The sequence below is a fragment of the Nocardia asiatica NBRC 100129 genome, from assembly GCF_000308415.1.
Taxonomy (GTDB): domain Bacteria; phylum Actinomycetota; class Actinomycetes; order Mycobacteriales; family Mycobacteriaceae; genus Nocardia; species Nocardia asiatica.
The window spans coordinates 1-25,315 of sequence record NZ_BAFS01000173.1; the positions used below are offsets into that span (position 1 = coordinate 1).

Annotated in this window: 30 protein-coding genes and 1 pseudogene; 12 read left to right on the plus strand and 19 right to left on the minus strand. The window is 68.2% G+C overall.

Annotated features, from left to right (window positions below; genetic code table 11):
- Positions 1 to 64 precede the first annotated feature (64 nt).
- Positions 65 to 112: pseudogene (locus tag ON27_RS45830) on the plus strand (hypothetical protein); the annotation flags it as partial.
- 156 nt (positions 113 to 268) lie between these two features.
- A complete protein-coding gene (locus tag ON27_RS45835; RefSeq protein WP_043727349.1) occupies positions 269 to 682 on the plus strand; it encodes a DUF5994 family protein in 414 nt (137 codons plus the stop codon).
- Between the two features lie 554 nt (positions 683 to 1,236).
- Here ON27_RS45835 and ON27_RS16330 read toward each other — a convergent pair.
- Positions 1,237 to 1,881 (minus strand): class I SAM-dependent methyltransferase, encoded by a 645-nt coding sequence (locus ON27_RS16330; RefSeq protein ID WP_051046671.1) that lies wholly within the window; start codon positions 1,879 to 1,881, stop codon positions 1,237 to 1,239.
- Between the two features lie 50 nt (positions 1,882 to 1,931).
- On the opposite strand from ON27_RS16330, the gene ON27_RS16335 reads away from it, so the two are divergent.
- Complete coding sequence (locus tag ON27_RS16335) at positions 1,932 to 2,357, plus strand: MerR family transcriptional regulator (RefSeq protein WP_218003003.1); 426 nt, start codon at positions 1,932 to 1,934, stop codon at positions 2,355 to 2,357.
- A 27-nt stretch (positions 2,358 to 2,384) separates the two neighbouring features.
- Here the strand turns inward: ON27_RS16335 and ON27_RS16340 are convergent, their stop codons facing one another.
- Positions 2,385 to 3,320 carry an AraC family transcriptional regulator gene (locus ON27_RS16340; RefSeq protein ID WP_043727256.1) on the minus strand — a complete coding sequence of 312 codons (936 nt, stop codon included), beginning with the start codon at positions 3,318 to 3,320 and terminating at the stop codon, positions 2,385 to 2,387.
- 130 nt (positions 3,321 to 3,450) lie between these two features.
- On the opposite strand from ON27_RS16340, the gene ON27_RS16345 reads away from it, so the two are divergent.
- Entirely contained in the window at positions 3,451 to 4,143 is a 693-nt protein-coding gene (locus ON27_RS16345; RefSeq protein WP_043727260.1) for an NAD(P)H oxidoreductase, read from the plus strand.
- A 70-nt stretch (positions 4,144 to 4,213) separates the two neighbouring features.
- Here the strand turns inward: ON27_RS16345 and ON27_RS16350 are convergent, their stop codons facing one another.
- The 6 genes from ON27_RS16350 to ON27_RS16375 form a co-directional block, all read right to left on the minus strand.
- Positions 4,214 to 5,302 (minus strand): ABC transporter ATP-binding protein, encoded by a 1,089-nt coding sequence (locus ON27_RS16350; protein WP_043727264.1) that lies wholly within the window; start codon positions 5,300 to 5,302, stop codon positions 4,214 to 4,216.
- Between the two features lie 12 nt (positions 5,303 to 5,314).
- Entirely contained in the window at positions 5,315 to 6,184 is an 870-nt protein-coding gene (locus tag ON27_RS16355; protein WP_043727267.1) for a carbohydrate ABC transporter permease, read from the minus strand.
- A gap of 61 nt (positions 6,185 to 6,245) precedes the next feature.
- Complete coding sequence (locus tag ON27_RS16360) at positions 6,246 to 7,091, minus strand: carbohydrate ABC transporter permease (protein ID WP_043727357.1); 846 nt, start codon at positions 7,089 to 7,091, stop codon at positions 6,246 to 6,248.
- Positions 7,088 to 8,404, minus strand: coding sequence for an ABC transporter substrate-binding protein (locus ON27_RS16365; RefSeq protein ID WP_043727271.1), 1,317 nt, complete (start codon positions 8,402 to 8,404; stop codon positions 7,088 to 7,090). Before ON27_RS16365 ends, ON27_RS16360 begins: the two co-directional genes overlap by 4 nt.
- A 249-nt stretch (positions 8,405 to 8,653) precedes the next feature.
- Positions 8,654 to 9,052 (minus strand): GlcG/HbpS family heme-binding protein, encoded by a 399-nt coding sequence (locus ON27_RS16370; protein ID WP_043727275.1) that lies wholly within the window; start codon positions 9,050 to 9,052, stop codon positions 8,654 to 8,656.
- Positions 9,053 to 9,194: 142 nt separating this feature from the next.
- Positions 9,195 to 9,470: a GlsB/YeaQ/YmgE family stress response membrane protein gene (locus ON27_RS16375; protein ID WP_043727280.1), complete on the minus strand. Its 276-nt coding sequence runs from the start codon at positions 9,468 to 9,470 to the stop codon at positions 9,195 to 9,197.
- Between the two features lie 438 nt (positions 9,471 to 9,908).
- Here ON27_RS16375 and ON27_RS16380 point away from each other — a divergent pair, with 438 nt between their 5' ends.
- Positions 9,909 to 10,307, plus strand: coding sequence for an Rv0313 family protein (locus ON27_RS16380; protein WP_043727283.1), 399 nt, complete (start codon positions 9,909 to 9,911; stop codon positions 10,305 to 10,307).
- 161 nt (positions 10,308 to 10,468) lie between these two features.
- The gene (locus ON27_RS16385) at positions 10,469 to 10,660 is read left to right on the plus strand and encodes a DUF3072 domain-containing protein (protein WP_043727286.1); all 192 of its coding nucleotides are present in this window, start codon (positions 10,469 to 10,471) and stop codon (positions 10,658 to 10,660) included.
- An 85-nt stretch (positions 10,661 to 10,745) separates the two neighbouring features.
- On the opposite strand, the gene ON27_RS16390 is transcribed toward ON27_RS16385, so the two are convergent.
- The 3 genes from ON27_RS16390 to ON27_RS43910 all read right to left on the minus strand — a co-directional run bounded on the left by ON27_RS16390 (position 10,746) and on the right by ON27_RS43910 (position 11,770).
- Positions 10,746 to 11,114, minus strand: a complete 369-nt coding sequence (locus ON27_RS16390; RefSeq protein WP_043727289.1) for a VOC family protein — start codon at positions 11,112 to 11,114, stop codon at positions 10,746 to 10,748.
- On the minus strand, positions 11,114 to 11,512 hold the full coding sequence (locus ON27_RS16395; RefSeq protein ID WP_043727293.1) for a VOC family protein: 399 nt from the start codon (positions 11,510 to 11,512) through the stop codon (positions 11,114 to 11,116). The genes ON27_RS16390 and ON27_RS16395 overlap by 1 nt, the downstream gene beginning before the upstream one ends.
- A 93-nt stretch (positions 11,513 to 11,605) precedes the next feature.
- Positions 11,606 to 11,770, minus strand: a complete 165-nt coding sequence (locus ON27_RS43910; RefSeq protein ID WP_169334512.1) for a hypothetical protein — start codon at positions 11,768 to 11,770, stop codon at positions 11,606 to 11,608.
- A gap of 279 nt (positions 11,771 to 12,049) precedes the next feature.
- On the opposite strand from ON27_RS43910, the gene ON27_RS16400 reads away from it, so the two are divergent.
- Positions 12,050 to 13,582: an acyl-CoA synthetase gene (locus ON27_RS16400; protein WP_043727297.1), complete on the plus strand. Its 1,533-nt coding sequence runs from the start codon at positions 12,050 to 12,052 to the stop codon at positions 13,580 to 13,582.
- 14 nt (positions 13,583 to 13,596) lie between these two features.
- Here the strand turns inward: ON27_RS16400 and ON27_RS16405 are convergent, their stop codons facing one another.
- Both ON27_RS16405 and ON27_RS16410 read right to left on the minus strand, forming a co-directional pair.
- Positions 13,597 to 14,553 (minus strand): alpha/beta fold hydrolase, encoded by a 957-nt coding sequence (locus ON27_RS16405; protein WP_051046672.1) that lies wholly within the window; start codon positions 14,551 to 14,553, stop codon positions 13,597 to 13,599.
- Between the two features lie 111 nt (positions 14,554 to 14,664).
- A complete protein-coding gene (locus ON27_RS16410; protein WP_051046673.1) occupies positions 14,665 to 15,546 on the minus strand; it encodes a TetR-type transcription factor C-terminal domain-containing protein in 882 nt (293 codons plus the stop codon).
- A 155-nt stretch (positions 15,547 to 15,701) separates the two neighbouring features.
- Here ON27_RS16410 and ON27_RS16415 point away from each other — a divergent pair, with 155 nt between their 5' ends.
- On the plus strand, positions 15,702 to 16,904 hold the full coding sequence (locus ON27_RS16415; RefSeq protein WP_043727304.1) for an acyl-CoA dehydrogenase family protein: 1,203 nt from the start codon (positions 15,702 to 15,704) through the stop codon (positions 16,902 to 16,904).
- Positions 16,905 to 17,012: 108 nt separating this feature from the next.
- Positions 17,013 to 17,228: a hypothetical protein gene (locus ON27_RS16420; RefSeq protein ID WP_043727309.1), complete on the plus strand. Its 216-nt coding sequence runs from the start codon at positions 17,013 to 17,015 to the stop codon at positions 17,226 to 17,228.
- 103 nt (positions 17,229 to 17,331) lie between these two features.
- Here the strand turns inward: ON27_RS16420 and mbp1 are convergent, their stop codons facing one another.
- Both mbp1 and ON27_RS16430 read right to left on the minus strand, forming a co-directional pair.
- Positions 17,332 to 17,577: a microaggregate-binding protein 1 gene (mbp1, locus tag ON27_RS16425; protein WP_043727312.1), complete on the minus strand. Its 246-nt coding sequence runs from the start codon at positions 17,575 to 17,577 to the stop codon at positions 17,332 to 17,334.
- 93 nt (positions 17,578 to 17,670) lie between these two features.
- Positions 17,671 to 18,549 carry a hypothetical protein gene (locus tag ON27_RS16430; protein WP_245559975.1) on the minus strand — a complete coding sequence of 293 codons (879 nt, stop codon included), beginning with the start codon at positions 18,547 to 18,549 and terminating at the stop codon, positions 17,671 to 17,673.
- Between the two features lie 450 nt (positions 18,550 to 18,999).
- On the opposite strand from ON27_RS16430, the gene ON27_RS16435 reads away from it, so the two are divergent.
- From ON27_RS16435 to ON27_RS42400, 3 genes are all read left to right on the plus strand, one after another.
- Complete coding sequence (locus tag ON27_RS16435; RefSeq protein WP_043727316.1) at positions 19,000 to 20,418, plus strand: linalool dehydratase/isomerase domain-containing protein; 1,419 nt, start codon at positions 19,000 to 19,002, stop codon at positions 20,416 to 20,418.
- Positions 20,419 to 20,425: 7 nt separating this feature from the next.
- Positions 20,426 to 21,010 carry a DUF5134 domain-containing protein gene (locus ON27_RS16440; protein ID WP_043727320.1) on the plus strand — a complete coding sequence of 195 codons (585 nt, stop codon included), beginning with the start codon at positions 20,426 to 20,428 and terminating at the stop codon, positions 21,008 to 21,010.
- A gap of 184 nt (positions 21,011 to 21,194) precedes the next feature.
- A complete protein-coding gene (locus ON27_RS42400; RefSeq protein ID WP_157227216.1) occupies positions 21,195 to 21,479 on the plus strand; it encodes a hypothetical protein in 285 nt (94 codons plus the stop codon).
- A gap of 40 nt (positions 21,480 to 21,519) precedes the next feature.
- Here the strand turns inward: ON27_RS42400 and ON27_RS16450 are convergent, their stop codons facing one another.
- The 4 genes from ON27_RS16450 to ON27_RS16465 form a co-directional block, all read right to left on the minus strand.
- Positions 21,520 to 22,752 (minus strand): NADH:flavin oxidoreductase, encoded by a 1,233-nt coding sequence (locus ON27_RS16450; protein WP_051046674.1) that lies wholly within the window; start codon positions 22,750 to 22,752, stop codon positions 21,520 to 21,522.
- Entirely contained in the window at positions 22,749 to 23,339 is a 591-nt protein-coding gene (locus tag ON27_RS16455; RefSeq protein WP_051046675.1) for a TetR/AcrR family transcriptional regulator, read from the minus strand. The genes ON27_RS16450 and ON27_RS16455 overlap by 4 nt, the downstream gene beginning before the upstream one ends.
- Positions 23,340 to 23,419: 80 nt before the next feature.
- Positions 23,420 to 24,427 carry an esterase/lipase family protein gene (locus ON27_RS16460; RefSeq protein WP_083887622.1) on the minus strand — a complete coding sequence of 336 codons (1,008 nt, stop codon included), beginning with the start codon at positions 24,425 to 24,427 and terminating at the stop codon, positions 23,420 to 23,422.
- 60 nt (positions 24,428 to 24,487) lie between these two features.
- Positions 24,488 to 25,141, minus strand: a complete 654-nt coding sequence (locus ON27_RS16465) for a PadR family transcriptional regulator (RefSeq protein ID WP_043727331.1) — start codon at positions 25,139 to 25,141, stop codon at positions 24,488 to 24,490.
- Positions 25,142 to 25,315: the final 174 nt, after the last annotated feature.

The window sequence follows — 25,315 nt, forward strand, 5'->3', positions numbered from 1 at the left end:
GGACACGCCCCGGCAGACGACCGTCAGAGGTCACACCGTCCGGCTCGATCCCTACCCCTTCGAACTGTGGAACACGATGTACGTCTTCGGCCGCGACCGCGAGCTGATCGTGCTCCGCGTAATCCCATCGTCCACCGCCGACGACACCGCGCACACGGCCCTGATGGCCGCCGTCACCGCCGAGTCGGCAACGCCGCAAACCCCGAGAGCACAGGAAACGGACATGCCCCGAATCGTTCGACAACGCCCGATCACCAACCACCACGACATGAGCCGTACTACCGGCCCACCCGAACCCGACCGGCAACCCTTCCGAACACCGACCCGCACCCCACGCCTCCTACTCCGTGAACCCGGCACCGGCTCCGAGCGCGTCGACGGCGCTTGGTGGCCATGGACGAACAACCTCACCGCCGAACTGCACGACCTGATCAGCGCCCTCACCCCACGCCTCGGCCCCACCGCTCACGTCAGCTTCGACTGGAACGCGGTCAGTCTCAGCCAACGCCGCATCGACAACCCGGACGGCGTCGAAGTACACGGACCCGATACCGGCCAACCACCCGGCACCATGCACCTGCTCGGCACGAACGACGCCCAGCTGACTCTGCTCGTCATCCCCGCAGGCACCCCACCCGACCAAGCAGACGACCAGATGCGGCGCGCGTCAGGGAAATCATGAGTCGGCGACCCCGGCCAGTTCAGGATGTTTCGAGTAGGCGTTCGGGGTGCATGCCGTTGACTTGGCCGACGAAGGTCTGGTGCGGCAGCCGGCTCTGTTCGTAACCGGGTCCGAGGATCTGGTTCGTACCATATCGCCGGCACAAGCCATGAAATCCATTGTGCCAGACTTGAGATCGCATGTACTGGCGGGTGCCGGCCACTTCATCCAGCAAGAACGACCGGAACAAGTGAACGGACTACTATTGGATTTCCTCCGGGAGCTCGATGGCGCGGTATCCGGAGGCGTGCGGAGGTAATTCCGATACGGGGGAAGCATAGTTTCCCACAGGCATACTATTCGGCGTGCCCACCGCCACGCGTGCCGCGGGGCCGAGGCGCCAGGCAACTGCAGCCGTACGGCTGCGGCGCGGTCCTGTGATCAGCGTATCGAAAGGGCCGATGACCTGGGTGTTCCCGGACGCCGGGCGGGGTGTCGATCCCTCCGCCCGGCCGCCCGGAAAAGCCCTGGTCAGCAACCTCGGCGCTATCGAGCCCGTGGGTGTCTGTCGGCCGTTATGAGGTCGGATTGGTGGCGAGCACGCAGGCGACTGGCGGGTCGAGGTCGAGGGTTTCGACTCGGAGATGGGCGAAGCCGGCGTCGATGAGCATGTCTTGAAGCTCTTGGGCTGCTCGCACCGTGGTGTCCCGGGTAGCGCCGGGGCAGCGGGGCTGGCTGACGAGGGCGATGCGTCCCGCGGGACGGAGCAGGCGGCGCAGTTCGCGCAGCCGCTCTACCGGGTCGGGCCAGAACCCCACGGAGTTGACGGCGAGGATGGCATCGAGCGGATCGCCGAAACTCGGCAACTGCTCCACCGAGGCGTTCGTGAGATGCACGCGGCCGGCGCGTATGGCGACGGAGTTGCGGCGGGCGGCATGCCGGACCATGGCTCGGGAGTGGTCGACGCCGAAGACGTGGCCCTCGGTGGCGCGGCGGGCGAACTCGGCGATAGCGACGCCGGGACCGAAGCCGATCTCGAGGATCCGATCGGTCGGCTGCACCTCCAGCAACGACACCGCCCAGAGGTTGCGCTGCCGGTTGGAAGGGCGAAGAGCGAACATCCAGCCGTTCATCCACCCGGCGACGCCTCGAGGTCGACGGGCCTGGCGCACCAAGTATCCGATGGCGCGTTGCTGGAGAGCTGTAGCTGCTTTCTGCATGATCGTCAGTCAACGACTTCAAGTATGCTTGAAGTCAAATGAGCGACCTGTTGACGATCGGCGAGCTGGCGAGCCGCACCGGTGTCGCCGCCTCCGCCCTGCGCTACTGGGAGGACCTGGGCTTGCTACCGGTCCTGGACCGGGTCGCGGGTCAACGGCGTTATCCGCCGTCGGCGGTCGGGCTGGTCGGTATGGTCTTGGCGCTGCGAAACGTCGGTTTCACGTTGCGAGAGATCAAAGCGTTCATCGCATCTCGTTCGCCGGCCGAGGCGGGGTGGCGGGAGCTGTACCAGCGCAAGCTCACCGAACTGGATCAACGGATCGCTCAGGCACAGGCGGCACGCACCGCCATCGCTCACGGTCTGGCTTGCCCGCACGAGGACATTGTCGAGTGTCCCAACTTCGCAAGCGGGGTCACGGCGCTACTGGCGGGGTGTTCTCTCGAAGAGGCTCACTCGCGGGTTCATTCGCACTGAGCTCGCCGTCGAGCTGGGTGGACCGGTTTACGCTCCCACATCGGCGGTGGCGCGGAAATCGCTGGGGCGCACGCCCCGATGTCGCTTGAACGCCGCGCTGAAACCGAAAGCGTCCGCATAACCGACGGCCTTCGCCACCTGCGCCACGGTGAGATTTCGGTCGGCCAGTAGTTCTTCCGCCTCGTCCATCCGGCATTCGGTGAGATAGGCCAGGGGCGACTGCCCCATGACCTCGGAGAACCGCCGGGCGAACAACGCCCGCGATACCCCCGCCTCGGAGGCCAGCGACGCGACCGTCCACCCGGCGGCCGGCTTTCCGTGCATGGCCGCCAAGGCCGGCCCGACGACCGGATCGGCGGGGCCGCGATACCAACCCGGCGCGTCGGCGTCCAGCTCCTCGAACCAGTTGCGCAGGGTGCACACCAGCGCCCAGTCGAGCAGCCGGTCCATCATCGCCTGCGCTCCGGCCGGACGCCGCGCGGCGTCCACGGCGATCGACTCCATCCACGCGCAGACCTCCACGTCGTCGGTCACGACCAAAACGGGTGGGAGCGCCCGCAGCAGCCGTTCGTGGCGGCGGCCGGACGCCCGATAGGCGCCGACGATCAGAGCGGTCTCACCGGCAGAGCCGTTTCCCCAGCGACCACCGCTCAGCGCGGGATCGCATTTCGCGTCCGGCGCGAAGCAAGCGACATCGTATTGCTCGTGCGGCACGCCGACCGTATCCGTGCGGTCGACCAGGACGAACGCCTCCGGGCCGCGCACGATCGCGGTGTCCCCCACCGTGATCCGACGCTCGAGACCACCCGGCAGCAGCAGTGTTCCCCCACCGCGCAGCACGGTGACCATGGTCAGCGGCGCCTCGTCGGCGAACCGGATGCTCCACGGTGCTTCCAAGACCGCGGTGGTGAGCACGGCTCCCTCCGCACGGATACCGCCCAGCAGTTTGCTCAATGGGTCCACACCACGAGAGTAGACGAACTCCTATCGAATGTAGATCTTTACCCATAGATCGTCCATTGCCCGGGGTGTGAAATGAAACCCGAACCGCACCACCGATCGTCCGGAACTCCGGACCAACAGGGAGGCCCTCGTGCAGCACAACCCGACCGTGGACACCGCCACCACCCACACCGCGCTGGTCGTCGTCGCCCACCCCCGGCCTGATTCGCTGACCGCCCATATCGCCGAACTGGCCACCCGGCGGCTCACCGCGGCCGGCTACCGGATCGACCTGCTGGACCTGCACGCCGAGAACTTCGATCCCCGGATGACCGCCGCCGACCTGCCCGAATGGGGCAACCGGGACAAGGCCTACTCCCCCGAAGTCGAGAGCCATATGCGGCGCATCCTCGCCGCCGACGTGATCGTCGCGGTGTTCCCGGTGTACTGGATGCAGGTCCCGGCGATTCTGAAAGGCTGGATCGATCGGGTGTGGAATTACGGATTCGCCTACGGCCGCAGCAAACCCCGGCTGGCGGGCAAGCGGATGCTGTGGCTGGGCCTGGCGGGCGCGGCAGACGACGACGCGGTCGTCGAACTCATGCAGGATGCGCTGAGCACGCAACTCAACGACGGTATCGCCTACTACTGCGGCCTCACCCAGTCGTCGGTGGGGTTGCTGCCCGGCGCGGAGGAGAAGAAGCAGCGCCTGGATGCCGCGGGTAATCTACTGCTCGACGAAGCCCTCACCGGCGCGATCCGCGAAGCCCACTATGCGGGCCTGCAAGACCGGGCGCTGCGCTTCGTCGACGACTTCCTCGCCGCCGACCGGGTTCCGGCCTGACCGCTCGAGGGTCGGCCTCCGGTGCCGGGGGCCCGAACCAGGCCACCGCCGGACCGCGCAAGCCCGGTGATCACCGGACCGGCAAGAGCATTCCGGTCTCCGGGTCGTACCAGCGGCACGCCTCGGGCGGCAGGTACAGGCTCGTGGCGCCGCCCTCCTCGGCGCGGAAGCCGGGCGGCGCTTGCACTTTCACCGTCTGCCCGCTCACGCGGGTGGTGAGCAGAGTCGAGGAGCCGAGTGGCTCGAGCACTTCGAGTTCGCCCCGCACCGTCGCGGCCGCCGGTCCGTCGTCCACCACGACGGCCTCGGGGCGGATACCGAGCCGCAGCGTCGAGCCTTCGAACGACGACAGCGCGGCGGGAACGGCGAGCGATTGCCCACCCAGGTCGATGCGCGACCCCGCCTCCGCCGCGCGGATCGTGCCGGTGAGGAAATTCATCGGCGGGCTGCCGAGGAAGCCGCCGACGAATTCCGTCGCCGGGTCGTCGTAGACCTCGGTGGGCGGGCCGCACTGGACGATCGTCCCGGCACGCATCACGGCGACGCGATTGCCCAGCGACAACGCCTCGACTTGATCGTGGGTCACGTAGATCGTGGTGGTGCCGAGTTCCGCGACGAGTCTTTTGAGTTCGGCCCGGAACGACAGCCGCAGCAACGCGTCCAGGTTGGACAGTGGCTCGTCCATGAGCAGCACGTCGGCGTCCATCACGATCGCCCGCGCCACCGCGACACGCTGGCGTTGCCCGCCGGACAGCCGCGCCGGATACCGGTCCAGGTACGGGGTCAGCTGCAACAGCTCCGCGGCCCAGGCGACCTTGCGGCGGATCTCGTCGGCCGGCACGCCGTGCACGCGCAGACCGAAGCCGATGTTGTCGGCGACCTTCTTGTTGGGGAACACGGCGTAGGACTGGAACACCATCGACAGATTGCGCCGCCGAGGTTCGAGATAGGTGACGTCCTTGCCGCCGATCACGATCTGTCCCGAGTCCGGCAGCTCCAGTCCGGCGATCATGCGCAGCAAAGTGGTCTTGCCGCAGCCGGACGGCCCGAGCAGCACCATGAACTCGCCGTCGGAGATCTCCAGCGAGACCTCGGCGGTGGCACGCGCCGTGCCGCCGGGGTAGGTCTTGGCCAGATCCCGGACGATCACTTCAGCCATCAGCGAACCCCTTCATCGCAGCGTCGTCCCCCACATGTTCACCAGGTAGCGCCGCATGACGAAGATGAACGCCAGCGCCGGGATGATCAACGCGAAACCGCCCGCGAATCGGTACGCGGTCGATGCTTCGTCCAGTGCCGTGAGCACTTGTGCGGGCAGCGTGCGGTGCCCGAGGGTCACGATCGTCGCGCCGAGGATCTCGTTCCACGACAGGACGAACGTGAAGATCGACGACGCGGCCAGCCCCGGCAGCGCGAGCGGAACCACGATCCGGCGCGCGGCCTGCCAGCGGCTGCATCCGAAGACCTGGGCCGCCTCCTCCAGATCCGGCGGCACGGCGACGAAGATGCTCGCCGTGATGAGCACGGTGGTCGGCAACGCGAGGGTGGTGTGCACCAGCGTCACGGCCAGCACCGTGTCGTACACCTCGATGCGCAGGAACATCGTGGCCAGCGGCACCGAGAGCACCACGATCGGCAACGCGCGCACGAACAGGATGAAGACCTGGTAGGTGTCTTTGCCGCGAAACGCGTGGCGCGCGAGCGCGTACCCCGCGGGCGCGCCGATCACCAGGGACCAGAAGACCGTGTAGAGGCCGACCAGCACCGAATTGCCCAGTGCCTCGATCGTTCCCGTGGCGCGGAAGAAGGAAACCAGAGTCTTGGTGGAGAAGTCGCTCGGGATCAGCGGCTTCGGGAACTCGTTGAGCGCCTCGCGGGAGGACACCGCGGCCAGGCCGATGAGCACGATCGGCAACGCCATGAACGAGCTCACGGCCCAGCAGGCCACCTGCACGCCCACCGCGCGTCTGCGGCGCCTGCGCAAGGGTGCGCGATCGATGGGCGGCAGTGCGCGCCGCGGGGGCGCCTCCGTTCGGTTCATCGTGATCCTCGGCGGGCGTACTCGCACACGGCCGCCTCCATCAGCGGGACGCGACCGCGCCTCATCGCGCTTGCTCCGGCTGCCGGACCGCCCGCAGGTAGAACACCGCGGTGGCGAGCGAGATCGCCAGCACGATCAGCGAGACAGCGCTGGCGACCGCGGGATTCTGCAGATTCGCGTACCACTCGTAGGTCTCCCCCACCAGCAGGGGAAAGTCCCGCCCGGTCAGCGCCTGCGCCACGGCGAAAGCCTGCAGCGCGAGGATGGTTCGCAGGATCAGCGCCACCTGAAGGCTCGGCCCGAGCAGCGGCAGCGTCACATGCCGCAGCCGCTGCCACAGATTCGCGCCGAACACCTGCGCGGCCTCGTCGTAGTCCCGCGGGATCATCTGCACGCCCGCCACCACGATCACGAACACCAGTGACGTCGCGCGCCAGATCTCGGCGACCACCACGGCGAACAGCATGGTGCCCGTGTTCTGGTAGCTGAGCCACTGGACTCCCTCGTCCGCGACCCCGATGCCGACCAGCAGTGAGTTCAGGTAGCCGCGGTTGTCGAAGATGGACAGCCATACCAGGCCCGCGGCCAGCTCGGAGATCGCCAGCGGAAGGCACCACAGGTAGAAGTGACCGCCGGCGAACCGCGGCCGCGCCTGCATGAGCAGCGCCATGCCGACGGCGAGCGCGAGCTGGACCGGCACCACGATGACGATCAGCAGCAGGGTGTTGCGCAGTGCGGTGCGAACGTAGGGATCGTCGGACAATCGCTTCCAGTGGGCGAGGGTGAAGCCGTGGTCGTCACGGAACGCCTCCAGCACACCCTGCACGAGCGGCCAGCCGAACAGCGCCGTCAGCAGAACGATCGAGGGCAGCAGCAGCATCCATGGCGAGCGCGGTCGGGACGTCATGGCCAGCCCACCCGGCACAGGTCGTCGGCGGGGTCGGGAGCCCAGCACGGCGCCCGCACATCGTCGAGAATGCTCTGCAGGACCCGTGCCTGCTGATCCAGCGTGGAACGGATATCGGCCCCGTCGAGCACGATCGAGCGGAAGCTGTCCTTGAAGACCTTGCTGACCTCGCCTTCACGCTGGCCCAGGCCCACCGGCGGCAAGGACAGGATGCCGCCCGGCGCCTCCTGCTGTCGGCGCACCGCGTCGGCCTCGAGCTGGATGGCAGGCGGCAGGTCGGCCGGGATCGCCGTGTCGACCGCCGGGAAGAAGCCGTTGGAACGGAGCAACCGCAGTTGTGTTTCGGGGCGGGTGAGCGTGTCGATCGTCCGCTGCGCCAGTTCGAGGTCCGAGCTGCCCTTGGGAATCGCGAGTCCGGCGATCACGGCCATATAGCCGAGGCCGTGCGCCGAACGGGGCGCGGGAAGCATCCGCCAATTGTGCGGATCGCGCTCGGGGGCGTGCACGAGGCGCACGACGTGATCCCAGGCCAGACGCACTTCGCCGCTGTCGAGCGGCTCCTGCATGAAGTCGAAATTCGTGCTGGCCGGAACGCAATTCGCCCACAGCTCACGCAGATACCGCCATGCCGCGACAGCTTCGTCCGAGCGGAAGGTGGTGATCTGGCCGCCGGTGAAGGAAGGCAGCAAGAAGCCTTGGACGAACCGGTGCAGCAGTCCCTTGGGGCCCGCGGGCAGGCCCAGCACGGGACGATTGCCGTTGGCGCGGCGCGCGGCGATCGCCCAGTCGAGGAACTGGTCATAGGTCAGCGACGCGGCATCTGCGCCGGACGGCAAGTGCTCGAGCGCGTCCGCGTGTGCGGCGAGGACGTAACTCGCTGTCGCCCAGGGGATGTACCAGGTGCGGTCGGTGCCCAGCTTGGCCAGTTCCAGGTAGTCGGCGGGCCAGCCGCGGGCGCCGAGGTCGGCGAGCAAGCCGGTCAGGTCTTCCAGATAGCCGTCGGCGAGCGGCGCGATGTCGCCGTGCAGGCCGCCCAGCAGGCCGATCTGCGTCGCGCCCGCATGGACCTGGCTACGCACCTGGCTCGCGAACGGGCTCTCTTCGATGGTCACGTAACCGACGCCGGGGACGGCATCGGCGAGCAGTTCGCGGAACCGCTCGGCCTCGTCGGCGGGACGGAACTGCGTGGACAGGAAGATCATGCCGCCGTTGCCGCTGGTAGCGAATCCGGTGCAGGCCGCGGCGGACAGGGCCGCCGCGCCGGAACCCGCAGCACGCAGAAAGGATCTGCGCGTCAAACCGGGAATCGGCATGCGGGGCTCCTGTTCGCGAACAGAATGTCTCAGGCGTACGTCAGGTGGGTCAACGTTAGTGCGCTGAAAGAGCCTGCCGATCCCCAATTCTGGCGATATCGCACGAAGAGGTCCCTGCCGCGCGGTAGCGGGAGAACCGGCTGATCTCCGCCGTCCGTTGGCCCAGCGAGGGGCTCCATGCCACGAAAAGATGCATCGGTGCCTGAACGCCACCACAACGAGGGATGCCGGACGACCTTGCCTGAACGCTCAGCCCGACAGGGCGGCCGCCGCCGCGATCTTGTGATCGATGATCGGGGTTGCCGCGCCGGATACTCCGAGCGCACCGATAACGAGCCCGCCCGTGCGGATGAGCACACCCCCACCGTGTGGCACGACCGGATCTCCAGACGACACGGCCCCGGGCAACAGATGCCCGGGGTCGTTGAGCGGGGCCATTTGAATGGTGTCGAAGCCGAGCGCGATCGCGGCGGCAGCCTTGCGTTGAGCGGAGTCGATGGCGCGCAGCGGGGCGCCGGGCATGCGTGCGAACGCGATCGGATCGCCGTCGGCGTCGACCACTGCAATCGTGACGGTTTCCCCGCGGTCGGCGGCGGCCCGGCGGGCGGCGGCGACCACGGAATCGGCCTGCTCGAGCGAGATCGTCATGGTGTCCAGGATGACCTACCGACGGCGTATCCAGCCGACCGAGACTTTCTCCGGCGTTGATGTTTTCAGGTCGGCAGCGATCGGGAGTGCACTCGTCCGGGGTAGCCGTCACCTGGTGCGGCTACCCCGGACGCACGGGAGATCAGCGCAATGCACCGCGCCGCCCGGTCACCAGCCCGACCAGGAACAGGAGGACAACCGCGCCGCCCAGGCAGGTGAAGAAGCTGAACCACAGCCCGCCGCCTTCGACATCCACACCCAGCAGCTTCAGCAGGAACCCGCCCAGCAGGCCACCGATGACGCCGACGACGACATTGAGCAAGATGCCCTGCTGAGCGTCGGTTTTCATGATCTTGCTGGCGATCCAGCCCGCGAGTCCGCCGATGATGATCCAGCCGAGAATTCCGAGTCCGAGCATTGTGTTCTTCCTTTCATGCGATCCGACGCTCACGATGGAGCGTGCGTTCGGGCTCGACATACCCGCGCTGCTCACCGCCAATCAATTTGCACTGCCGCTTCATTCGCGGAGCAAGACGGCGCGCGACCGCAGACCGTTGCCGTGGCGCCGCTCCTGGGTGCGCGCCACCAACCCGATCGAATCCATCGTCGACCTCATGCGTGGAGACACCCGGCGGCGTGGATCGGCTCACCCGGCCGTGCCCGTAGACCCGGACGACGGAGCCTGCGTTCGGGTGAGAAGCGCCGAGAGGTCACCGCGGGCGGCGACCACCGGCGAGGTCGGCGCGTCGGACATGCGTGACAGGCTTCGAGGACGGGCGAGGCCGGCGTGGCGAAGCCGGCGTTTCGCGAGGACACTGAGGACGTAGCGCCCAACTCGTCCCCAGGAGCACACGCGATGGCAACCAACGGGCCTTTCGGCATCGATCCGGAAGAATTCGAACGCGCACTGCGTGGGGCGGGGACCGAACTCCGCGACCTGCTCGGGAAAGCGGGCGTATACCTGGATCGCATAGATCACGCCGGCGTCGGTTCACTGGCGTCGCTGCTCGGCCAGTTCGTCCAACCGCAGCCGCAGCGGCCACGTCCACCGGAACCCGAGGGCGAGACGACCGGCGAGACCGGCAGCGGGGTGTGGGCGATCTACAGCATCGATGACACCGGCGAGGCCAGGGTCGACCAGGTCTTCCCCAGCGAGCTCGAGGCCTTGCGCGCGCATCGCGACAACACCGACGCCCGCCGTCGGGTGCGCTTCCTGCCCTACGGGGTTCCGGCGAGTGTGCTGGATGCGCCCTGACGCTGCCTCGCCCGACTCGACAGCTCGGCCGAGCCGACGTCAGCGGCCTCGGTGCGAGAACCGACAGATCCGCGACCGCCGACAGTTCACCCGGGATTGAACGGCCACTTTCCGGGTAGGCGAGAGTCGAACACTTGTTCTGTCGAGCGGGAGGAGCGGCGATGGCGCAGCCGAAACCGGAGAAGGATCCGGATCAGTGGACCACCGGCGACGAGCCGATGACCGGCCCACAGGAGTCGTATCTACATACCCTGGCCCAGGAGGCGGGTGCGGAGGTGCCGGAGAAGCTGACCAAGGCGGAGGCGTCGCAGTTGATCGACGAGCTCCAGCAGCGCACCGGCCGCGGCGCCTGATCGGCCCCGGCCGGGCAGCGTCACGGAACCGACGCCGACCGGCCGGACCGCCCGCCGACGATCCGAGGTACCTCGGATCTCGGCGCTACTGCTGCAGGACGGACAGCACGTTGCCCGCGGGGTCGGTGAACCACGCGATCAGGGGGCCACCACCGCGGTGAATGCCTTTCTCGTCCTGCTCGGCGAATTCGTAGCGTTCGAAGCGCACGCCGCGGCGGGTGAGTTCGTCCACGGCCGCCTCGATATCGGAGACCGGAAAATTCAGGACGGTGAAGGTTGCGGGCGTGTGGTCCGGTTTCGGGTACACCAGGACCGTGCCTCCGCCGCCGAGGTGGAGTTGCAGCATCCCGTTCTCCTCGGCGACCCGCAACTTCAGCGTCTCGGCGTAGAACTTCTCGGCCGCCCCGATGTCGTCCACCGAGAATCCACTGAACGCGCTGCTGTCGGTGAGCATCACCGGCCTCCGTCGCTCATCTCGGCGCGGTGCTGCGGGCTCAGCTGAACGAGTTGAACGTAATTTCCGTCCGGGTCGATCGCGGTGGCGAACAGACTTCCGTCGCGATCGTCGAGCTCGGCCAGCCATCTCCCGCCGAGGTCATCGATGCGGCCCGCCACCGCCCGGGCGTCGTCCACCTCGACGTTCAGGATCACCCGGCCCGGCTCGGGATTCGCTGCCCCGACATCGTCACGGCTATCGATCATCACGTAGAAACCGCCGAAATCCAGGATGTCGTAGCCGGGCTCGCCGGGCGTGCGGTCGACCTTCGGCGCGAAGACCGCCGCGTACCAATCACGCAGGCGGGCGGGGTCGGTGCTGGACAACAACAGGCTGCCGATTGTGGGTGTAGTCATATCGAATAAGACGACACACGGCGGGCGAACTCATCGGTGCGGGCGGATATCCGGCGTGGATCTCCATTACGAGGTCAGCCGCTGTGAGCAGGTTCAGTCCGGCGATTGCCGCGGCTCGTCATCCGGGGAGGCGACGTCCGGCGCGACCTCCCGAGTCGCCATTCCACCGTCGCGCCCCTGATCGGTCGGGCCCGGTGCGACGCCCTTCGGCCGCTTCCTGTCCTTCTCGTCTTCGTCGCTGTCTCGTCCGTGTGACATGGCAGTCCTCCTTGGTTGTCGGATCGAACTACCCGCGCGGACCTGTCTCAATCCCGGAAGACAACTGCGCGGGCCGCCGTGCGGACGATGTCGGCCATGCGGTCCGGACGCATCCCGAAATCTCTCGAATAGACCAGAACCGCCGTTTACTTTCAGTTATCGTACGGTGGCAGAGCAACCGCTCGACGGGAGACCAGGGATGTCGGCACGGCCGTGGTTCCGGAGCCCGTGCAGTCCGGGCGGTCGACCATCGACCGCTCCGTTCCACCGAGGAGCCGCATGTACCCCGGCGCACACGTCGACCGATTTCCCGAGAAGCCAGCGGTTGTGCTCGCCGAGAGCGGCGAAGTGCTGACCTACCGGGAACTGGAGGACAACTCGGTTCGGCTCGCCCGGCACCTGCACGACGCGGGATTGCGCAAGGGCGATCACGTCGCCCTGCTGTCCGGGAACGATCCGAAGGTCTACGAGGCCTACTGGGCAGCGTTGCGAACCGGGCTTTACATCACCGCGGTCAACCGGCACCTGTCGCCGAGCGAGATCAGCTACATCGTGAACGATTGCGGAGCACGGGCGCTGATCATGTCGGCCGGTCTCGCCGAGGCGGCCGAGCAGATCGTCGCGCAGACCCCGGCGGTCGAGATCCGGCTGGCCTTCGGCGGCCACGTACCGGGATACAAGTCCTACGAGGACGCCCGGGCGGCCGCCTCCCCCGAGCCGCTGCCGGACCAGCCGCGCGGCGCGGACATGCTCTACTCCTCCGGCACCACCGGACGTCCCAAGGGCATCAAGCAGCCGCTGCCGGACCGGCAGGTGGGCGACGCGCCCGGCGACACCTACACCGCGATCTTCGGCCCGCTCTACGGATTCGACTCCGAGACCGTCTACCTGTCTCCCGCCCCGCTCTATCACGCCGCACCGCTGCGCTTCGGCGGCGTGGTCCACGCGCTCGGCGGCACGCTCGTGGTGATGGAGAAATTCGACGCCGAGCAGGCATTGGCCGCGATCGAGCGCTACCGGGTGACCCACAGCCAGTGGGTGCCGACCATGTTCGTCCGGATGCTGAAACTGGACGAGGCCGTCCGCGCCCGCTACGACGTATCCAGCCTGCGGGTCGCCGTGCACGCCGCCGCCCCGTGCCCGGTCGACGTGAAACGGGCGATGATCGACTGGTGGGGCCCGATCCTGCACGAGTACTACGCCTCGACGGAGGCCAACGGCGCGACCTTCATCGACAGCGATCAGTGGCTGCGTAAGCCGGGCTCGGTCGGTAAGGCCGGTCTGGGGACTATCCGAGTGTGCGGCGACGACGGTGCGGAACTTCCGGTCGGCGAGATCGGCACCGTCTATTTCGAACGCGACGAGGTTCCCTTCGCCTATCACAACGATCCCGCGAAGACAGCCGAAGCGGTCCACCCCGGCCATCCGACCTGGACCACCACCGGCGACATCGGCTACGTCGACGAGGAAGGCTATCTGTTCCTCACCGACCGCAAAGCCTTCATGATCATCTCCGGTGGCGTGAACATCTATCCGCAAGAGGTGGAGGACGCGCTCGCCCTGCATCCGAAGGTGCTGGACGTGGCTGTGATCGGCGTGCCCGACGCGGAGATGGGTGAATCCGTCATGGCCGTCGTCCAGGCGGCGCCGGGCGCCGAACCCGGCTCCGCACTCGCCGCGGAACTGCGTGACTATCTGCGCGACCGCATCGCGCACTACAAAGTGCCCCGGAGTTTCGACTTCGCCGACGACCTGCCGCGAACCCCCACCGGCAAGCTGGTCAAGGGCAAACTCCGCCAACGCTACGTGTGACCGGCCGCGGCCAGCTAGGCGACGAGAGCGAGGTGACCGGCCGTGACCTGGCCGGGATCGGCCGCTCGCGTCATCAGACGGGCGATGGCGTCGGCCACCCGGCCGGGCTGCTCGAGAATCACCGAGTGTCCGGCGCCCTCGACCATCACGAAGTCGGAGTACTCGACGGCCGCGGCCATCGCCACCGAATGCGACGGCGGCGTCATCAGGTCGCCGGATCCGCACAGCACCAGCGTGGGGATCCGCGAGAGGACCGCGAGCGCGTCGGTCCGGTCGTAGACCATGAAATCGCTCAGGAAGCTCGCCATGGTGACGATCGGCGTCTCGTTGCGCATCGCGTTGGCCAGTGCCAGCACCCGCGGGCTGACCGCGCGATCGCCGAACTCGGCGGTGCGGATGACGGGGGCGAAGAGTTTGCAGGCCAGGACTTTCGCGTGGTGCATCAGCCCCGGGGCGCGGCGGACGGCCGCCTGGAACGCGGAGACGACCGGGTTGCGCAGGAGCCGCCCGAAGCCCGCGTCGGCGAGCCCGCTCGCGGCGGTCGCCAGGAGCGCGACACCGGTGACGCGAGTGCCGATCTCGTGCGGGTACCGGGCGGCGTAGGTCAGCACGGTCATGCCGCCCATCGAGTGGCCGACGAGGACGACCGGCCCGGTGGGGACGACCACGTCGAGCACATCTCGCAGGTCGCGGCCGAGCTGGTCGAGGTTGTAGGTCATCCGGGACGCCGCGGCGGAGTCGCCGTGGCCGCGGTGGTCGTAGCAGACCACCCGGGCGCCCGGGTATCGGCGCAGCAGCTCGTCGCGAACGTAGGTCCAGGACTCGGTGCGCAGACAATGGCCGTGCAAGAGGACGACGGTGCGGTCGGCGTCGCGCGGACCGTACTCGCGAACCGCGAGAGCGACGCCGTCGGCGGTCGCGACCGTGACGCGTCGTTCCGCCAGGGTGGGGACGGTGGTGCGGATCGACATGAGCGCCTCCGGTTCGCTGGCGGTGACGTGTTCAACTTTCCGCCTTGTTCGCCGCCGGCAGCAGGCCCCCGAGAGTGGGGGTCGGTTCCCCAAGGTGGAGCCGATCACCACCTAGGTGGCAGCACGCTCCTGCGCCGGATCCACCCCGAGCACGCCCAGCGCGAAATCGCCGTACTGCGCAGCCACTTCCTCCGGTGTCGCCGGCCCGGTCTCGCGGAACCATTGCGGGATGCCGGTGCACATGGTGGCGATGGCACGCCCCGCGGCGCGGGTGTTGCGGGTGGCGATGCGGCCCTCGGCACGGGCCCGCGCGATCGCGTCGTCGAGGACGGCCTGGATGTCGCGCCGAGAGCGAGCGATCCGGGCGCGTTCACCCGGCGAGAGGCTGCGCATCTCGCTGGCGCCGATGAAGCCGAGCTCGCGGCGATGGGTGTGGAACAGGGCCAGGGCTTCGACGATCAGGCGCACCCGGTGGACGCTGTCGCGGCCCTCGGCGCGTGCGGCCCGTACGCGCCAGTGCAGTTCGTCCATGGTCAGGTCGAGGATGCGGACCAGCAACTCGTGCTTGTCCCGGTAGTGGTGGTAGAGGCCAGGCACGCTGGTGCCCGCCCGCCGGGCGAGGGCCCGCACGGTCGTCCCGTGGTAGCCGATCTCGACGAACGAGGCGAGGGCGGCGGCCAGCACCGGGTCGAGTTCCAGCGGCGCGAATTCCCGCCAGGGGCCGTGCGCGGCGGGAACGGGTTCGGCCGGTTCGGCGATCGGGCCGGCCGTGGCAGGACCAGCGCCGAGCAATTGGGTGACGGGCACGCCGAGCACATCGGACAGGCGGGTGAGCCGGGCGATCGAGATCCCGGTCTTTCCGGTCTCCACGGCGCTCAGCGTCGCAGGGCTCACTCCCAGCCTGCGAGCCACTTCGCGCAGCGACAAGCCCGTCTCGCGGCGCGCGCGGCGAATCGCCGCGTGAGGTGCGGCGTGCTCCGCCTCTTTTCGCATAGTGTTCAGGATAGCTGAACACTATGCGCCAAGGAGAGTGAAGTACATCGTCGTCAGCCTGGGTTTTGACACCATCTCCGCGCAATGGGACAGTGTCAGATGGAGCGATCGTTCGGTCATCTGACCGGGCTCCGAACGTCGAGGAGGAATACGCGATGCCGATCGATCTGACCTATTCCGAGGAAGTCCGGGCGCTGATCGACCGCACCCGTGCGTTCGTGCGGGAGACGGTGCTGCCGATCGAGGACGAACACCACGGCGACATCGCCGCCGCGGGCGGCGACCGATTGCGCATGGCGCTGAACAAGCAGGCGCGCGACGCCGGGGTCTTCGCGCCGCACGCGCCGGTGGAGTACGGCGGTCACGGACTGTCGATGTCGGATCGCGCGCCGGTGTTCGAGGAGGCGGGCTACTCGCTGTTCGGACCGACGGCGCTCAATATCGCGGCGCCGGACGAGGGCAATGTCCACATGCTCGCCCACATCGCCGACCCCGAGCAGAAGTCCCGCTATCTGGAGCCGCTGGCCCGCGGCGAAGTGCGTTCGGCCTTCGCGATGACCGAGCCCGCGCCCGGGGCGGGCTCCGATCCCGCGGCGCTGACCACCCGCGCCGCCAAGGTCGACGGCGGCTGGCGGATCAACGGTCACAAGCACTTCATCACCGGCGCCGACGGCGCCGGCTTCTTCATCGTGATGGCCCGCACCTCCGGCGAACCGGGGCAGCGCGGCGGCGCGACCATGTTCCTGGCGCCGGCCGGCACCCCTGGCCTGCGCGTGGGCAGGCACATCACCACGTTGGACCGGGCCATGATCGGCGGCCACTGCGAGGTCTTCTTCGAGGACATGTTCGTCCCCGACGAAGCGGTGCTCGGGGCCGTCGATCGCGGCTTCGAATACGCCCAGGTCCGGCTGGGCCCCGCCCGGATGACGCACGTGATGCGGTGGCTGGGCGCCGCGCGGCGCGGGCACGACATCGCGGTCGAGCGAGTCGCTGAGCGCGAGGGCTTCGGCGCACGGATCGGCGATCTCGGTATGGCGCAGCAGATGATCGCCGACAACGAGATCGACATCGCCGCCACCCGGGCGCTGCTGGTGCGCGCCTGCTGGGAACTGGACACCGGGGAGCACGCGAGCAACGCCACGTCCATCGCGAAGACATTCGCCGCCGAGGCGATTTTCCGCATTGTCGACCGCAGTATGCAGTTGTGCGGCGGGCTCGGCGTCTCCGACGATCTCCCGCTGGCGCGCCTTTCCCGGGAAGTGCGGCCGTTCCGGATCTACGACGGCCCTTCCGAGGTGCACCGGTGGGCCATCGCCAAGCGTGCGGTGAGCGCCGCCCGCCGGGCGGCCCAGGACTGACGGCACTCGCTCGTCCCTCGATTTTGCGCGCGACGCGACTTCGAGTGGCTCACTTCGTCCGCGCAGGGCCGGTCGGTCCAGGATGGTGACAACGGAAAGGAGAGTCGTATGCCAGCGCAAGATCGCCGATACCTCATCCTTCTGGACCCTGGAGACCTCGGTGTCGCCGCCGTTCGGGCCGAGTTCTTCGACCGGCTGCGGACGACCGACGCCGGCGTCGTCGAAGACGGCGGCGCCAATCGCCTGGTCATCGCCGCGGCACCCGAGGTAGCCGAACGGCTCAGGAGCCTCGCGTACGTGCGCACCGTCGAGCCGTATGCCTAGCAGGGCAGACCGGGCGGTGGTGACCGCTCGGAAACGACGATCCGCCGCCGTCAGCTTCGGCTGACGGCGGCGGTGTCGCTGGTCCGGCGGACCGGGCGGAGAATTACCGTCCGTGCTGATGCGCGGACTGGCGAGCCTCGTCGACGTCCGCCTCGGCCCTGGCCTTCTCGGCCGCGGCTTCCTTACCGGCCGCTTCGCGCTGCGATTCCGCCTTGTCCTGCTGCGCGCGGCCTTCGTCCTTCAGGTCCTCGTGACCGGTGAGGGTACCGGCCGCTTCCTTCACCTTGCCCTTGGCATCTTCGACGACGCCTTCGACGCCTTCCCGGGCACCGCTTCCATGTTCAGCCACAACAACCTCCTGGAATTTCGGAACAAGCTGACAACTCGCGCATACCCGGGAGACCGGCCTCGAACCGCCCGCGGCCAGAAAGATCGAGGGGGCTCAGCGCAGCGGGGTGCTCTCGCTCGGCCCCTGCCGGTACCGGGTCATCGTGAGTCGCTGCTCGCGGTCGTTGTACTCCGGAATCGGCAGCGGGAACCAGTAGCTGCCGTCGAGCCATGCCTGGCCGAGCAGCGGGACCGGTTTCTGCAGGATGTTGACGCCCTTGCCGTGCGGCGGGCTGCCGAACGTTCCGACCGGCGCGCCATCGATGAAGAATTCGACGCGCTGCTCGGTGAGACGCACGGCGTAAGCGTGATCCTGTGACAGCAGCGCCGGGTCGAGCGGCGTGATCTGCGGGACCACTTCGCCTCCTCGCTTGACCATCAAGAAGAAGCCGCGAGGCAGGTCCTGACCGAGGACGTTGAAGATCGGCCGGGTGAGTTCGCTTGCGTCGCCGAGGAATCCGTGCGAGCCGTTGTACATGAACCAGGCGATCTCGAGTCCGAGCGGATCGATGGAACGGTTCGACACGCCCCAGCCCGCGGTGCCGTTGTGGCCCGTCAGGTCGGGCGCGCCCTTGATGTCGATGGTCATCGTCTGACCGGGCTCGAACACCGGCTTGGCGAGGACCTCGGAATTGTTGTACGGAAACAGGCCGTCCCGCGTCGGCGGGTTGGCGAAGGTCACGCCCTCCGGGCCGTAGCTGGTGGACGAATAACCGACATTCGTATTGCACCAGTCCCCCACGGGCGCGGTCGTGAAATTCTCGTCCATCGCCTTGGTCGGGCGCGGCTCGCCGGTGCCGATGTATCCGGCGAACGCGTTGATGTTCAGCACCGCGCAGTTGGGTAACCCGTCGTCGGCGCCCGGAACCTGGATGTTCGGATCGGCCGCGGCCCCCACCGTCGCCAGCACCGTGCAGACAACCGCGCTGGTCACCCCCACCGCCGTCCGAACCGTCCTCCGGCCGTATGCATTGCTCACTGATCTTCTCCCGCTCTGAGTAGATGAGATGTTGCGATCGAAACTTTATCAACATTTCATCGTGTCGTGCTGTCGTCCTCCTCACGCCCCTGGGCGGTTTAGAGTCCGATCCCGTTGTCTCGCAGCTTGTTTCGCGACGCATACCGCCACGCGCCTTCCCTGCGGGCAGCGAAGTTGATAAGATAAATCTCAATCCATCTCATTGCCACAACGTCCGTGGCTTGCGGAAGCGAGTAGTCCGATGCCGTGCTGCCTCCTTGCCGGTTACCTCGTCGCTGGTGTGCGCAGGCTGAGGCATCGGCTGCGGGGCCGGCCCGAGCCCACCGTCGACTTCCCGCCCACCGCATACCGCGCCGGGCCGTCGGCCGTTCCGGCTTCCCGCGCGGCACGGCACGAGGTCGCGGCATGACCAGTGCGGCGGCAGCCCGTATCCAGCCTCCCGTCACCGAATCGAACGAGGACGATCTGGCGGCGCAACGGTTCGTCCTCGACCTCGCCTTGCAACCTCTCGACCGGTTCGACGGCTTCGACCGCATCGAGCAGATCGGGGGCAGCGCACTGCGATACCAGCTCAATTTCATCGCCTACGCCCTCGCGATGGCGCAGTACACGAGGACGCCCGCCTTCACCGGTTACCTCGCCGAAGCCCAGCGCAACGCCATCCGCAAGATGTGTGACAAGCGAGTGTGGGGATACTGGGCCACCGAGAGCCTGATCGGCTACGCCCGCAGGGAAACCGATCCCATGCGGCACGCGAATGTCATGTACACCGGCTATTTCGGCGTCATGATCGGTCTCTACGAAACGCTCAACGCCGATCCGAGCTTCGACCGGCCGGGCTCGCTGACGCTGCGGTGGAGCCCGACCCGAGTGCACGAGTACGACTTCGCCCGCCTGAGCCGCGCGATCCGCCGAAACATGCTCGCCCGCGCGGACTGTCCGCAATACGCGTGCGAACCTCACCTGATCTATCCGATCTGCAACGTCTTCGCCTACAACACCTTGGTCATGCACGACCGCTTGCACGGCACCGCGCTCACCGGCGACCTGGTCGACCGGATCCGGCACAGCTATCTGCACGACGGGTGGCGGCTGCGCAACGGCCGCTTCATCCCGGGCAGGCTCGGCCCGTCGATCACCATCAGCAGACCGGTGCTCGGCTACGACGCAGGCATGGTCGCCTGGCTCAACGCGATGATGCCCGACCTCGCGCGCGGCACGTGGACCACTCTGCGGGATCGTTTCATCGACTTCGACGGGCAAAATGTGCGACTGCGCGGCAGTGCACGCACCCGCGTCGACCTCGGCAACTACAACGTGGTCAACGGTGACGGGATGACGCGGATCTTCGTGGCCACCGCCGCCGCGGAAATGGGCGAGATCGGCCTCGCCGCGGCTCTGGTCCGCTCCATGCACGACCGGTACCGGGTCGAGGAACGCAACGGCGCCCGGCGCTTCGCCGGAGTCTCGACGGTGACCAATGCCCACCACGCGCTCGCCCGGTTCAACCGCCCCGACGGACTGCGGGATCTCGTTCTCGGCACGGTGCCGCGGGAGTGGCGCACCGGTCCGATCCTCGGCGAAGCGCCCTACCCGGATGTCCTGGTCGCCAAGGCGGTGACCGACGGCAGCACACTCGACCTGGTGCTGCGACCGGGCAGCGGAGCCAAACGGGTGCGACTGGGGCTGCGGCGGCTGGTCCCGCACCGCGGCTATCGCGTCACCGGCGCGACCGAATCGATGCTTGTCGCCGACGAAAGCGGCGAGGCGGTCATCGAGGTGGATCTGGGTGGGCGGCGCGACGTGCTCGTCACCCCCGCATAGGCCGCGCGTGCACCACGCCGGCCTGTCGCCCGCGGCGAACTGGGCGCTTATCGTCCTGTGCGTCGGTGGAGCGGCGGCAGCGGCCGTCGGCCTGCTCCAGACGCGCCCCGCGACCGGACGACCCGACCGTTATGGCGGGCGGGGCACGGAACTCTTCCACTTGATCATGCTCGTCGCCATGGCGGTGATGGGAAGCGAATGGAGCCGATCGCTTTCGGCCATCTGGTGGCGCCAACTCTTCGGAGCCCTCGCGCTCGCGTCGGTCGTGTGGCTGATCGCGGAAACACGCGACCGTTCGGGGAATCGCAATGACCGGATCGGCGCCGCCGGGTATCACTGTGTCGCCGCACTCGCGATGGTCTACACGACGCTCGGGTCTCCCGCCGGCCACCCGGCGGATCCGCCCTACCCGCTACTCGGCTGGTTTCTCGCCGGCGTGTTCCTCCTCGACGCGGTGGTGGCGGCGGCCGCCGTGGTCCGCCCGCCCCGCGGCGCCGAATCGGCCCGCTGTCGCATCGTCACGGTGTTCCCGCACCTGGCCATGGACATCGCGATGACGACGATGCTCGTCGCCGGTCTGACGTCGTCGTGAACCTCGGGCGTCGCGGGATCGCCGATAGGAAAGTCCGATCGCGCGCTCGATCCGACTCTCCTCTTCTGGCACCGGAGCCGGGCGCGTGTCAGCGTGAGCGGCGCGGCACCGCCGCTCGAACAAGCTGTGCCGCAGGCATGTTCGGCAGCAACGCTCGGCCGCACACGACGACCGCGAGAGGACGATGAGCCGACTTACGAAAAGCCCGACCGCCGCGGCGCGCGACTTCGTGTCCGCCTGCCGGACGCTGACCAGCCTGATCGATCTCGCCGGACACCCGGCGAGCTCCCCGCGCCTGCGTGTGGCCTTGGCCGAGCACTGCCGAGTTCACGCCACCGCCGACCCCGGTTTGACAGCGAGCCTGGATTTCTGGAAGAAGCGCCGCGCCGCTCTGACCCTCGAGGACCACGAGGCGATCCACCGAATCCTCGCCTGGGACGGCGCGATACTCCGCGCGGTCCACCACTGATCGCGGCCTGAGCGGGAGACGCCTCGGATGCTCGCCTGCCTTACCGGCCGACAGGCCGGTCGGACCTGTCCGTCGGCGCCGACAACGTCAGCTCCACGGGTTCGCGCGGCTGATCGGGGCGGAATACGCAGCGGGTACAGGTGTAGATCGTGGGCATGCACTCGTTGCAGTGCACGCAGGCCGATCGGGTGGAGGCGTCGGATCGGATGCGATGCAGCAGATCCGGTTCCCGCAGCAGCGCACGGCCCATGGCGACGAACTCGAAACCTTCCGCCATCGCCAGCCGCATGGTGTCCAGCTCGGTGATGCCGCCGAGCAGGATCAGCGGCATCGACAGTTCCCGCCGGAAGTGCCGCGCCCGCTCGAGCAGATACGCCTCCCGGTACGGATATTCCTTCAGGAACGCCTTGCCCACCAGGCGGAATCCCCATCGCGCCGGGATCGGGAGCACGTCGGCGAACGACCGTCGCGGCGCGTCGCCGTGGAACAGCAGCATCGGGTTGAGCAGTGAACTGCCCGCCGTCAGCTCCAGCGCGTCCAGCGTGCCGTCGGCCTCCAGCCAGGCGGCGACCTGCAGCGACTCGGGCACGGTGAGCCCGCCGCGCACGCCGTCTTCCATGTTCAGCTTGGCGGTCACCGCCAGACGGCCACCCACGGCTCGCCGGACGGCCGCGGCGATCTCTCGCGCCAACCGGGCGCGGTTGGCCAAGGCGCCGCCGTACCGGTCCTTGCGGCGGTTCAGGGCGGGGCTCAGGAAAGAACTCACCAGGTAGTTGTGCCCGAAGTGGATCTCCACCGCGTCGAAGCCCGCTTGGTCGGCCAGCTTCGCCGCGTCGGCATGAGCGGCCACGAGGTCGCGGATACCGTGCTCGTCGGGAGTTCGCATCATGCGCATCGAGAGAGGGCTGAGCATCCGGCTGGGCGCGAGCGCCGGTGCCCGGTTGGAGGCCGCGTTGGCCACCGGGCCCGCGTGACCGATCTGCGCACTCGCCGCTGCGCCCGCCTCGTGGACCGCGTCGGTGAGCCGCCGCAGTCCGGGCACGGCATCAGGGCGCATCCAGATCTGGTGCCGGTCGGTCCGGCCGCCAGGAGCGACCGCGCAGTACGCCACGGTCGTCATCCCGACGCCACCGGCGGCGACCTCGCGGTGGAACTCGATCAACTCGTCGGTGACCAGGGCGTCCGGCGTGCGGCCTTCGAACGTGGCGGCCTTGATCACCCGATTGCGGAGGGTGAGCGGCCCGAGTCGAGCCGGTGCGAATACGTCGTTCATCGTTTCTCTCCTGTCGGCGCGGTCAAACCGGCCACCACGAAGTCCCGGAGGGTGGCCACCGCCTCCTGCGACATCTCTCGTTGCTCCGCACTGCCGAATCGCATGATGACGAGGTCGAACGCCAACATCCAGCGACGGCGGCTCTCGCGTTCGCTCACACCCGGCAACAGGCGAACCCACGAATCGATCAGGAACCAGGGCTGACGCCATTCGGTCACGTGCCTGCCGAGTACGAATTGCGCCAGCAGTCGCAAGTGCAACCGGCCCACCGGATCGGCGGACAACGCGACGAAGGGCTCGATCACCGCGTCGACCACTTCGGCGATCGAACCGTGCCCGTCGGCGACAGCGGAAAGCCGGCTCTCCCAGACGGGCCCCAAGCGCTCCTCGAGCAGCGCGGCGACGAGGGCGTCCTTCGATCCGAAGTGGTAGTGCACCGCCGCCGGATTCGCACCGGCTTCGGCGCAGATCCCGCGCACCGACACCGCGTCGTAGCGCCCCTCGAGCAGCAGCCGCTCGGCGGCTGTCAGCAGACGATCACGGGTGTTCGTGGAGTCGGAGACCTGTTTCGGCACACGCTCAGTCAATCACGTTCCCATCAACGGTTCAATCATTGATTGAACCTTGATGGGACGTGCCGATCTCGCGACGCCCGAGCGGTCGCGGTTCAGGAGTTGCCCGCGATGATCACCTCGGGAATGCCGGTGCCCAGCGGGACCACCCGGCACACCGGAGCCGGACTGCCCGGATCGAGCACGGTGAGCAGCAACTCCTGCACGAACGGGTCGTACACCATGTGGAAGTGCCCGGTGAGATCGGTGGGACACAGATCCTGCAGGGCGATGTTGCGCGCGCCCGGCCCCCGCAGCGCGATGTTCTCGAACGGCTGGATCATCTCGTCGACCCGGCTGCCGACGGTCACGTAACGTACGCCGGGCACCGTGTCGCCGCCCGCGTTGAGGTCGAGCATGGTCGGCGACCCCTCGGCCTGCTGCACCGCGGCGAGCGACGTCACCGCGGCGAACGCCTGTAAGGCGCCGGGAATCGCCTGGGCCACCGGCACCAGCCCGTACATCACGCCGCCATAGCTCGGCGAGGCCAGACCGACCCACTGGTCGACCTTGGGCGCACCGCCCAGCTTGTTGACGTAGTACCGGGTCACGTTGGCGCCCTGCGAGAACCCGACCAGGTCGACCTTGCCCGCCCCGGTCGCCGCGAGCACCTGATCGACGAACGCGCCGATCTGGTAGGCGCTGAGCACCAGATCCTCGGTACCGTAACTCTCCGCGCCGGGCTTGCCGCCGTAGTTCAGCGCGAAGACGCAGAATCCGGCGGCGGTCAGCCGCGGCGCGATCCCGGACCAGTCGGAATAGGCGGAGGAGTCGGTCCCGTGCGCGAGCACCACCGGGTGGGGATGCGCGGCGCTGGGCACGCAGCCGAAATCATTGGTGCCGATCGGGGCCGCGTTCGGGTGACTCTTCTGATACCACGCGGCGGCTAGGTGATCGGGTTGCGGCGGCCCGGCGTACGTCGGCACGTCGGGCGGCCGGAAGCCGACGGGCTCGGCCGAGACCACGCCCGAGCCCAGCGCGGTGGCGCCGGCGACCACGAAGGCCAGCACAACGCCACGCAAGTGTGAAATACCCCAGGCTCCCGACCCATCACGCTGTCGCATATCACAATGATCGCTCCGATCGGCTCGAAAAGCCCGCGCTATCGGGGTGTTTCGCCTCCCCTACTTATCGGGGGTCTCATCCTCGGCGAGAATGCGGTAAAGAGACTTGCGGGTCTCGGTGAGCAGCTCCGCCGCGCGCGCCGCCTGCTGCGGGGTGCCCGCGGCCGCGACCTGCGCCACCGCGCCCATCAGCTGTCCGACGAGTCCACGCAGATCGATCGCCTGCGCCCCGACATCCTGCTGCACGTCCGCCCACGGATCGCCCAGCTCGTCCCGGTGCGCCGCGACGTACTCGGCGCCGCTGTCGGTGAGCTTCGCGGTTTTGCGTCCGGCCACCTTCTCGATGAGGACCAAGCCCTCGTCCTCCAACTGCGCCAGCGCCGGGTAGATCGATCCCGGGCTCGGCCGCCAGAGATCGTCGCTGCGTTCCCGGATCTGCTGGATCAGTTCGTATCCGTGCATGGGCCGCTCGGTCAGCAGCAGCAGGACCGCAGCCCGTACGTCGCCGCGCCTGCCACGGCCGCCGCGGCCACGGCCGCGACCGAAGTGCGGGCCGAAGCCGGGTCCGAAACCGGGACCGAAGCCCGGCCCGAATTCGGGACCGAATCCGTGCCGTCCGCCCCGGCGAAACCGCCGCCCGCGTTCGAAGCCCTCGTCACCGGGCCACGCTGCGCGACCACGCCTGCCGAATTCTCGATCTTCTCGGTGTTCCATGTCAGCCTCCCAAGGCTCTTGTGTTCGATTCATGTTATCGACGATATATCGACAATACATCGAGCGCAAGGGGTTGGTCTCTCCCCGGCCCCGGCGAACGGATCAGCTCGTCCACGAGTCGTTCCAGCGCGCCGGCCTCACACCCTCGGCGAGCATGCGTTCTGGATCACGAAA

What these genes read in the sequence shown, in the direction of transcription:
- ON27_RS45835 (WP_043727349.1), top strand. Translation starts at nt 269, where the DNA reads ATGAGCCGTACTACCGGCCCACCCGAACCCGACCGGCAACCCTTCCGA.
- ON27_RS16330 (WP_051046671.1), bottom strand. Translation starts at nt 1,881, where the DNA reads ATGCAGAAAGCAGCTACAGCTCTCCAGCAACGCGCCATCGGATACTTG.
- ON27_RS16350 (WP_043727264.1), bottom strand. Translation starts at nt 5,302, where the DNA reads ATGGCTGAAGTGATCGTCCGGGATCTGGCCAAGACCTACCCCGGCGGC.
- ON27_RS16355 (WP_043727267.1), bottom strand. Translation starts at nt 6,184, where the DNA reads ATGAACCGAACGGAGGCGCCCCCGCGGCGCGCACTGCCGCCCATCGAT.
- ON27_RS16360 (WP_043727357.1), bottom strand. Translation starts at nt 7,091, where the DNA reads ATGACGTCCCGACCGCGCTCGCCATGGATGCTGCTGCTGCCCTCGATC.
- ON27_RS16365 (WP_043727271.1), bottom strand. Translation starts at nt 8,404, where the DNA reads ATGCCGATTCCCGGTTTGACGCGCAGATCCTTTCTGCGTGCTGCGGGT.
- ON27_RS16370 (WP_043727275.1), bottom strand. Translation starts at nt 9,052, where the DNA reads ATGACGATCTCGCTCGAGCAGGCCGATTCCGTGGTCGCCGCCGCCCGC.
- ON27_RS16375 (WP_043727280.1), bottom strand. Translation starts at nt 9,470, where the DNA reads ATGCTCGGACTCGGAATTCTCGGCTGGATCATCATCGGCGGACTCGCG.
- ON27_RS16380 (WP_043727283.1), top strand. Translation starts at nt 9,909, where the DNA reads ATGGCAACCAACGGGCCTTTCGGCATCGATCCGGAAGAATTCGAACGC.
- ON27_RS16385 (WP_043727286.1), top strand. Translation starts at nt 10,469, where the DNA reads ATGGCGCAGCCGAAACCGGAGAAGGATCCGGATCAGTGGACCACCGGC.
- ON27_RS16390 (WP_043727289.1), bottom strand. Translation starts at nt 11,114, where the DNA reads ATGCTCACCGACAGCAGCGCGTTCAGTGGATTCTCGGTGGACGACATC.
- ON27_RS16395 (WP_043727293.1), bottom strand. Translation starts at nt 11,512, where the DNA reads ATGACTACACCCACAATCGGCAGCCTGTTGTTGTCCAGCACCGACCCC.
- ON27_RS43910 (WP_169334512.1), bottom strand. Translation starts at nt 11,770, where the DNA reads ATGTCACACGGACGAGACAGCGACGAAGACGAGAAGGACAGGAAGCGG.
- ON27_RS16400 (WP_043727297.1), top strand. Translation starts at nt 12,050, where the DNA reads ATGTACCCCGGCGCACACGTCGACCGATTTCCCGAGAAGCCAGCGGTT.
- ON27_RS16405 (WP_051046672.1), bottom strand. Translation starts at nt 14,553, where the DNA reads ATGTCGATCCGCACCACCGTCCCCACCCTGGCGGAACGACGCGTCACG.
- ON27_RS16410 (WP_051046673.1), bottom strand. Translation starts at nt 15,546, where the DNA reads ATGCGAAAAGAGGCGGAGCACGCCGCACCTCACGCGGCGATTCGCCGC.
- ON27_RS16415 (WP_043727304.1), top strand. Translation starts at nt 15,702, where the DNA reads ATGCCGATCGATCTGACCTATTCCGAGGAAGTCCGGGCGCTGATCGAC.
- ON27_RS16420 (WP_043727309.1), top strand. Translation starts at nt 17,013, where the DNA reads ATGCCAGCGCAAGATCGCCGATACCTCATCCTTCTGGACCCTGGAGAC.
- ON27_RS16435 (WP_043727316.1), top strand. Translation starts at nt 19,000, where the DNA reads ATGACCAGTGCGGCGGCAGCCCGTATCCAGCCTCCCGTCACCGAATCG.
- ON27_RS42400 (WP_157227216.1), top strand. Translation starts at nt 21,195, where the DNA reads ATGAGCCGACTTACGAAAAGCCCGACCGCCGCGGCGCGCGACTTCGTG.
- ON27_RS16450 (WP_051046674.1), bottom strand. Translation starts at nt 22,752, where the DNA reads ATGAACGACGTATTCGCACCGGCTCGACTCGGGCCGCTCACCCTCCGC.
- ON27_RS16460 (WP_083887622.1), bottom strand. Translation starts at nt 24,427, where the DNA reads ATGCGACAGCGTGATGGGTCGGGAGCCTGGGGTATTTCACACTTGCGT.
- ON27_RS16465 (WP_043727331.1), bottom strand. Translation starts at nt 25,141, where the DNA reads ATGGAACACCGAGAAGATCGAGAATTCGGCAGGCGTGGTCGCGCAGCG.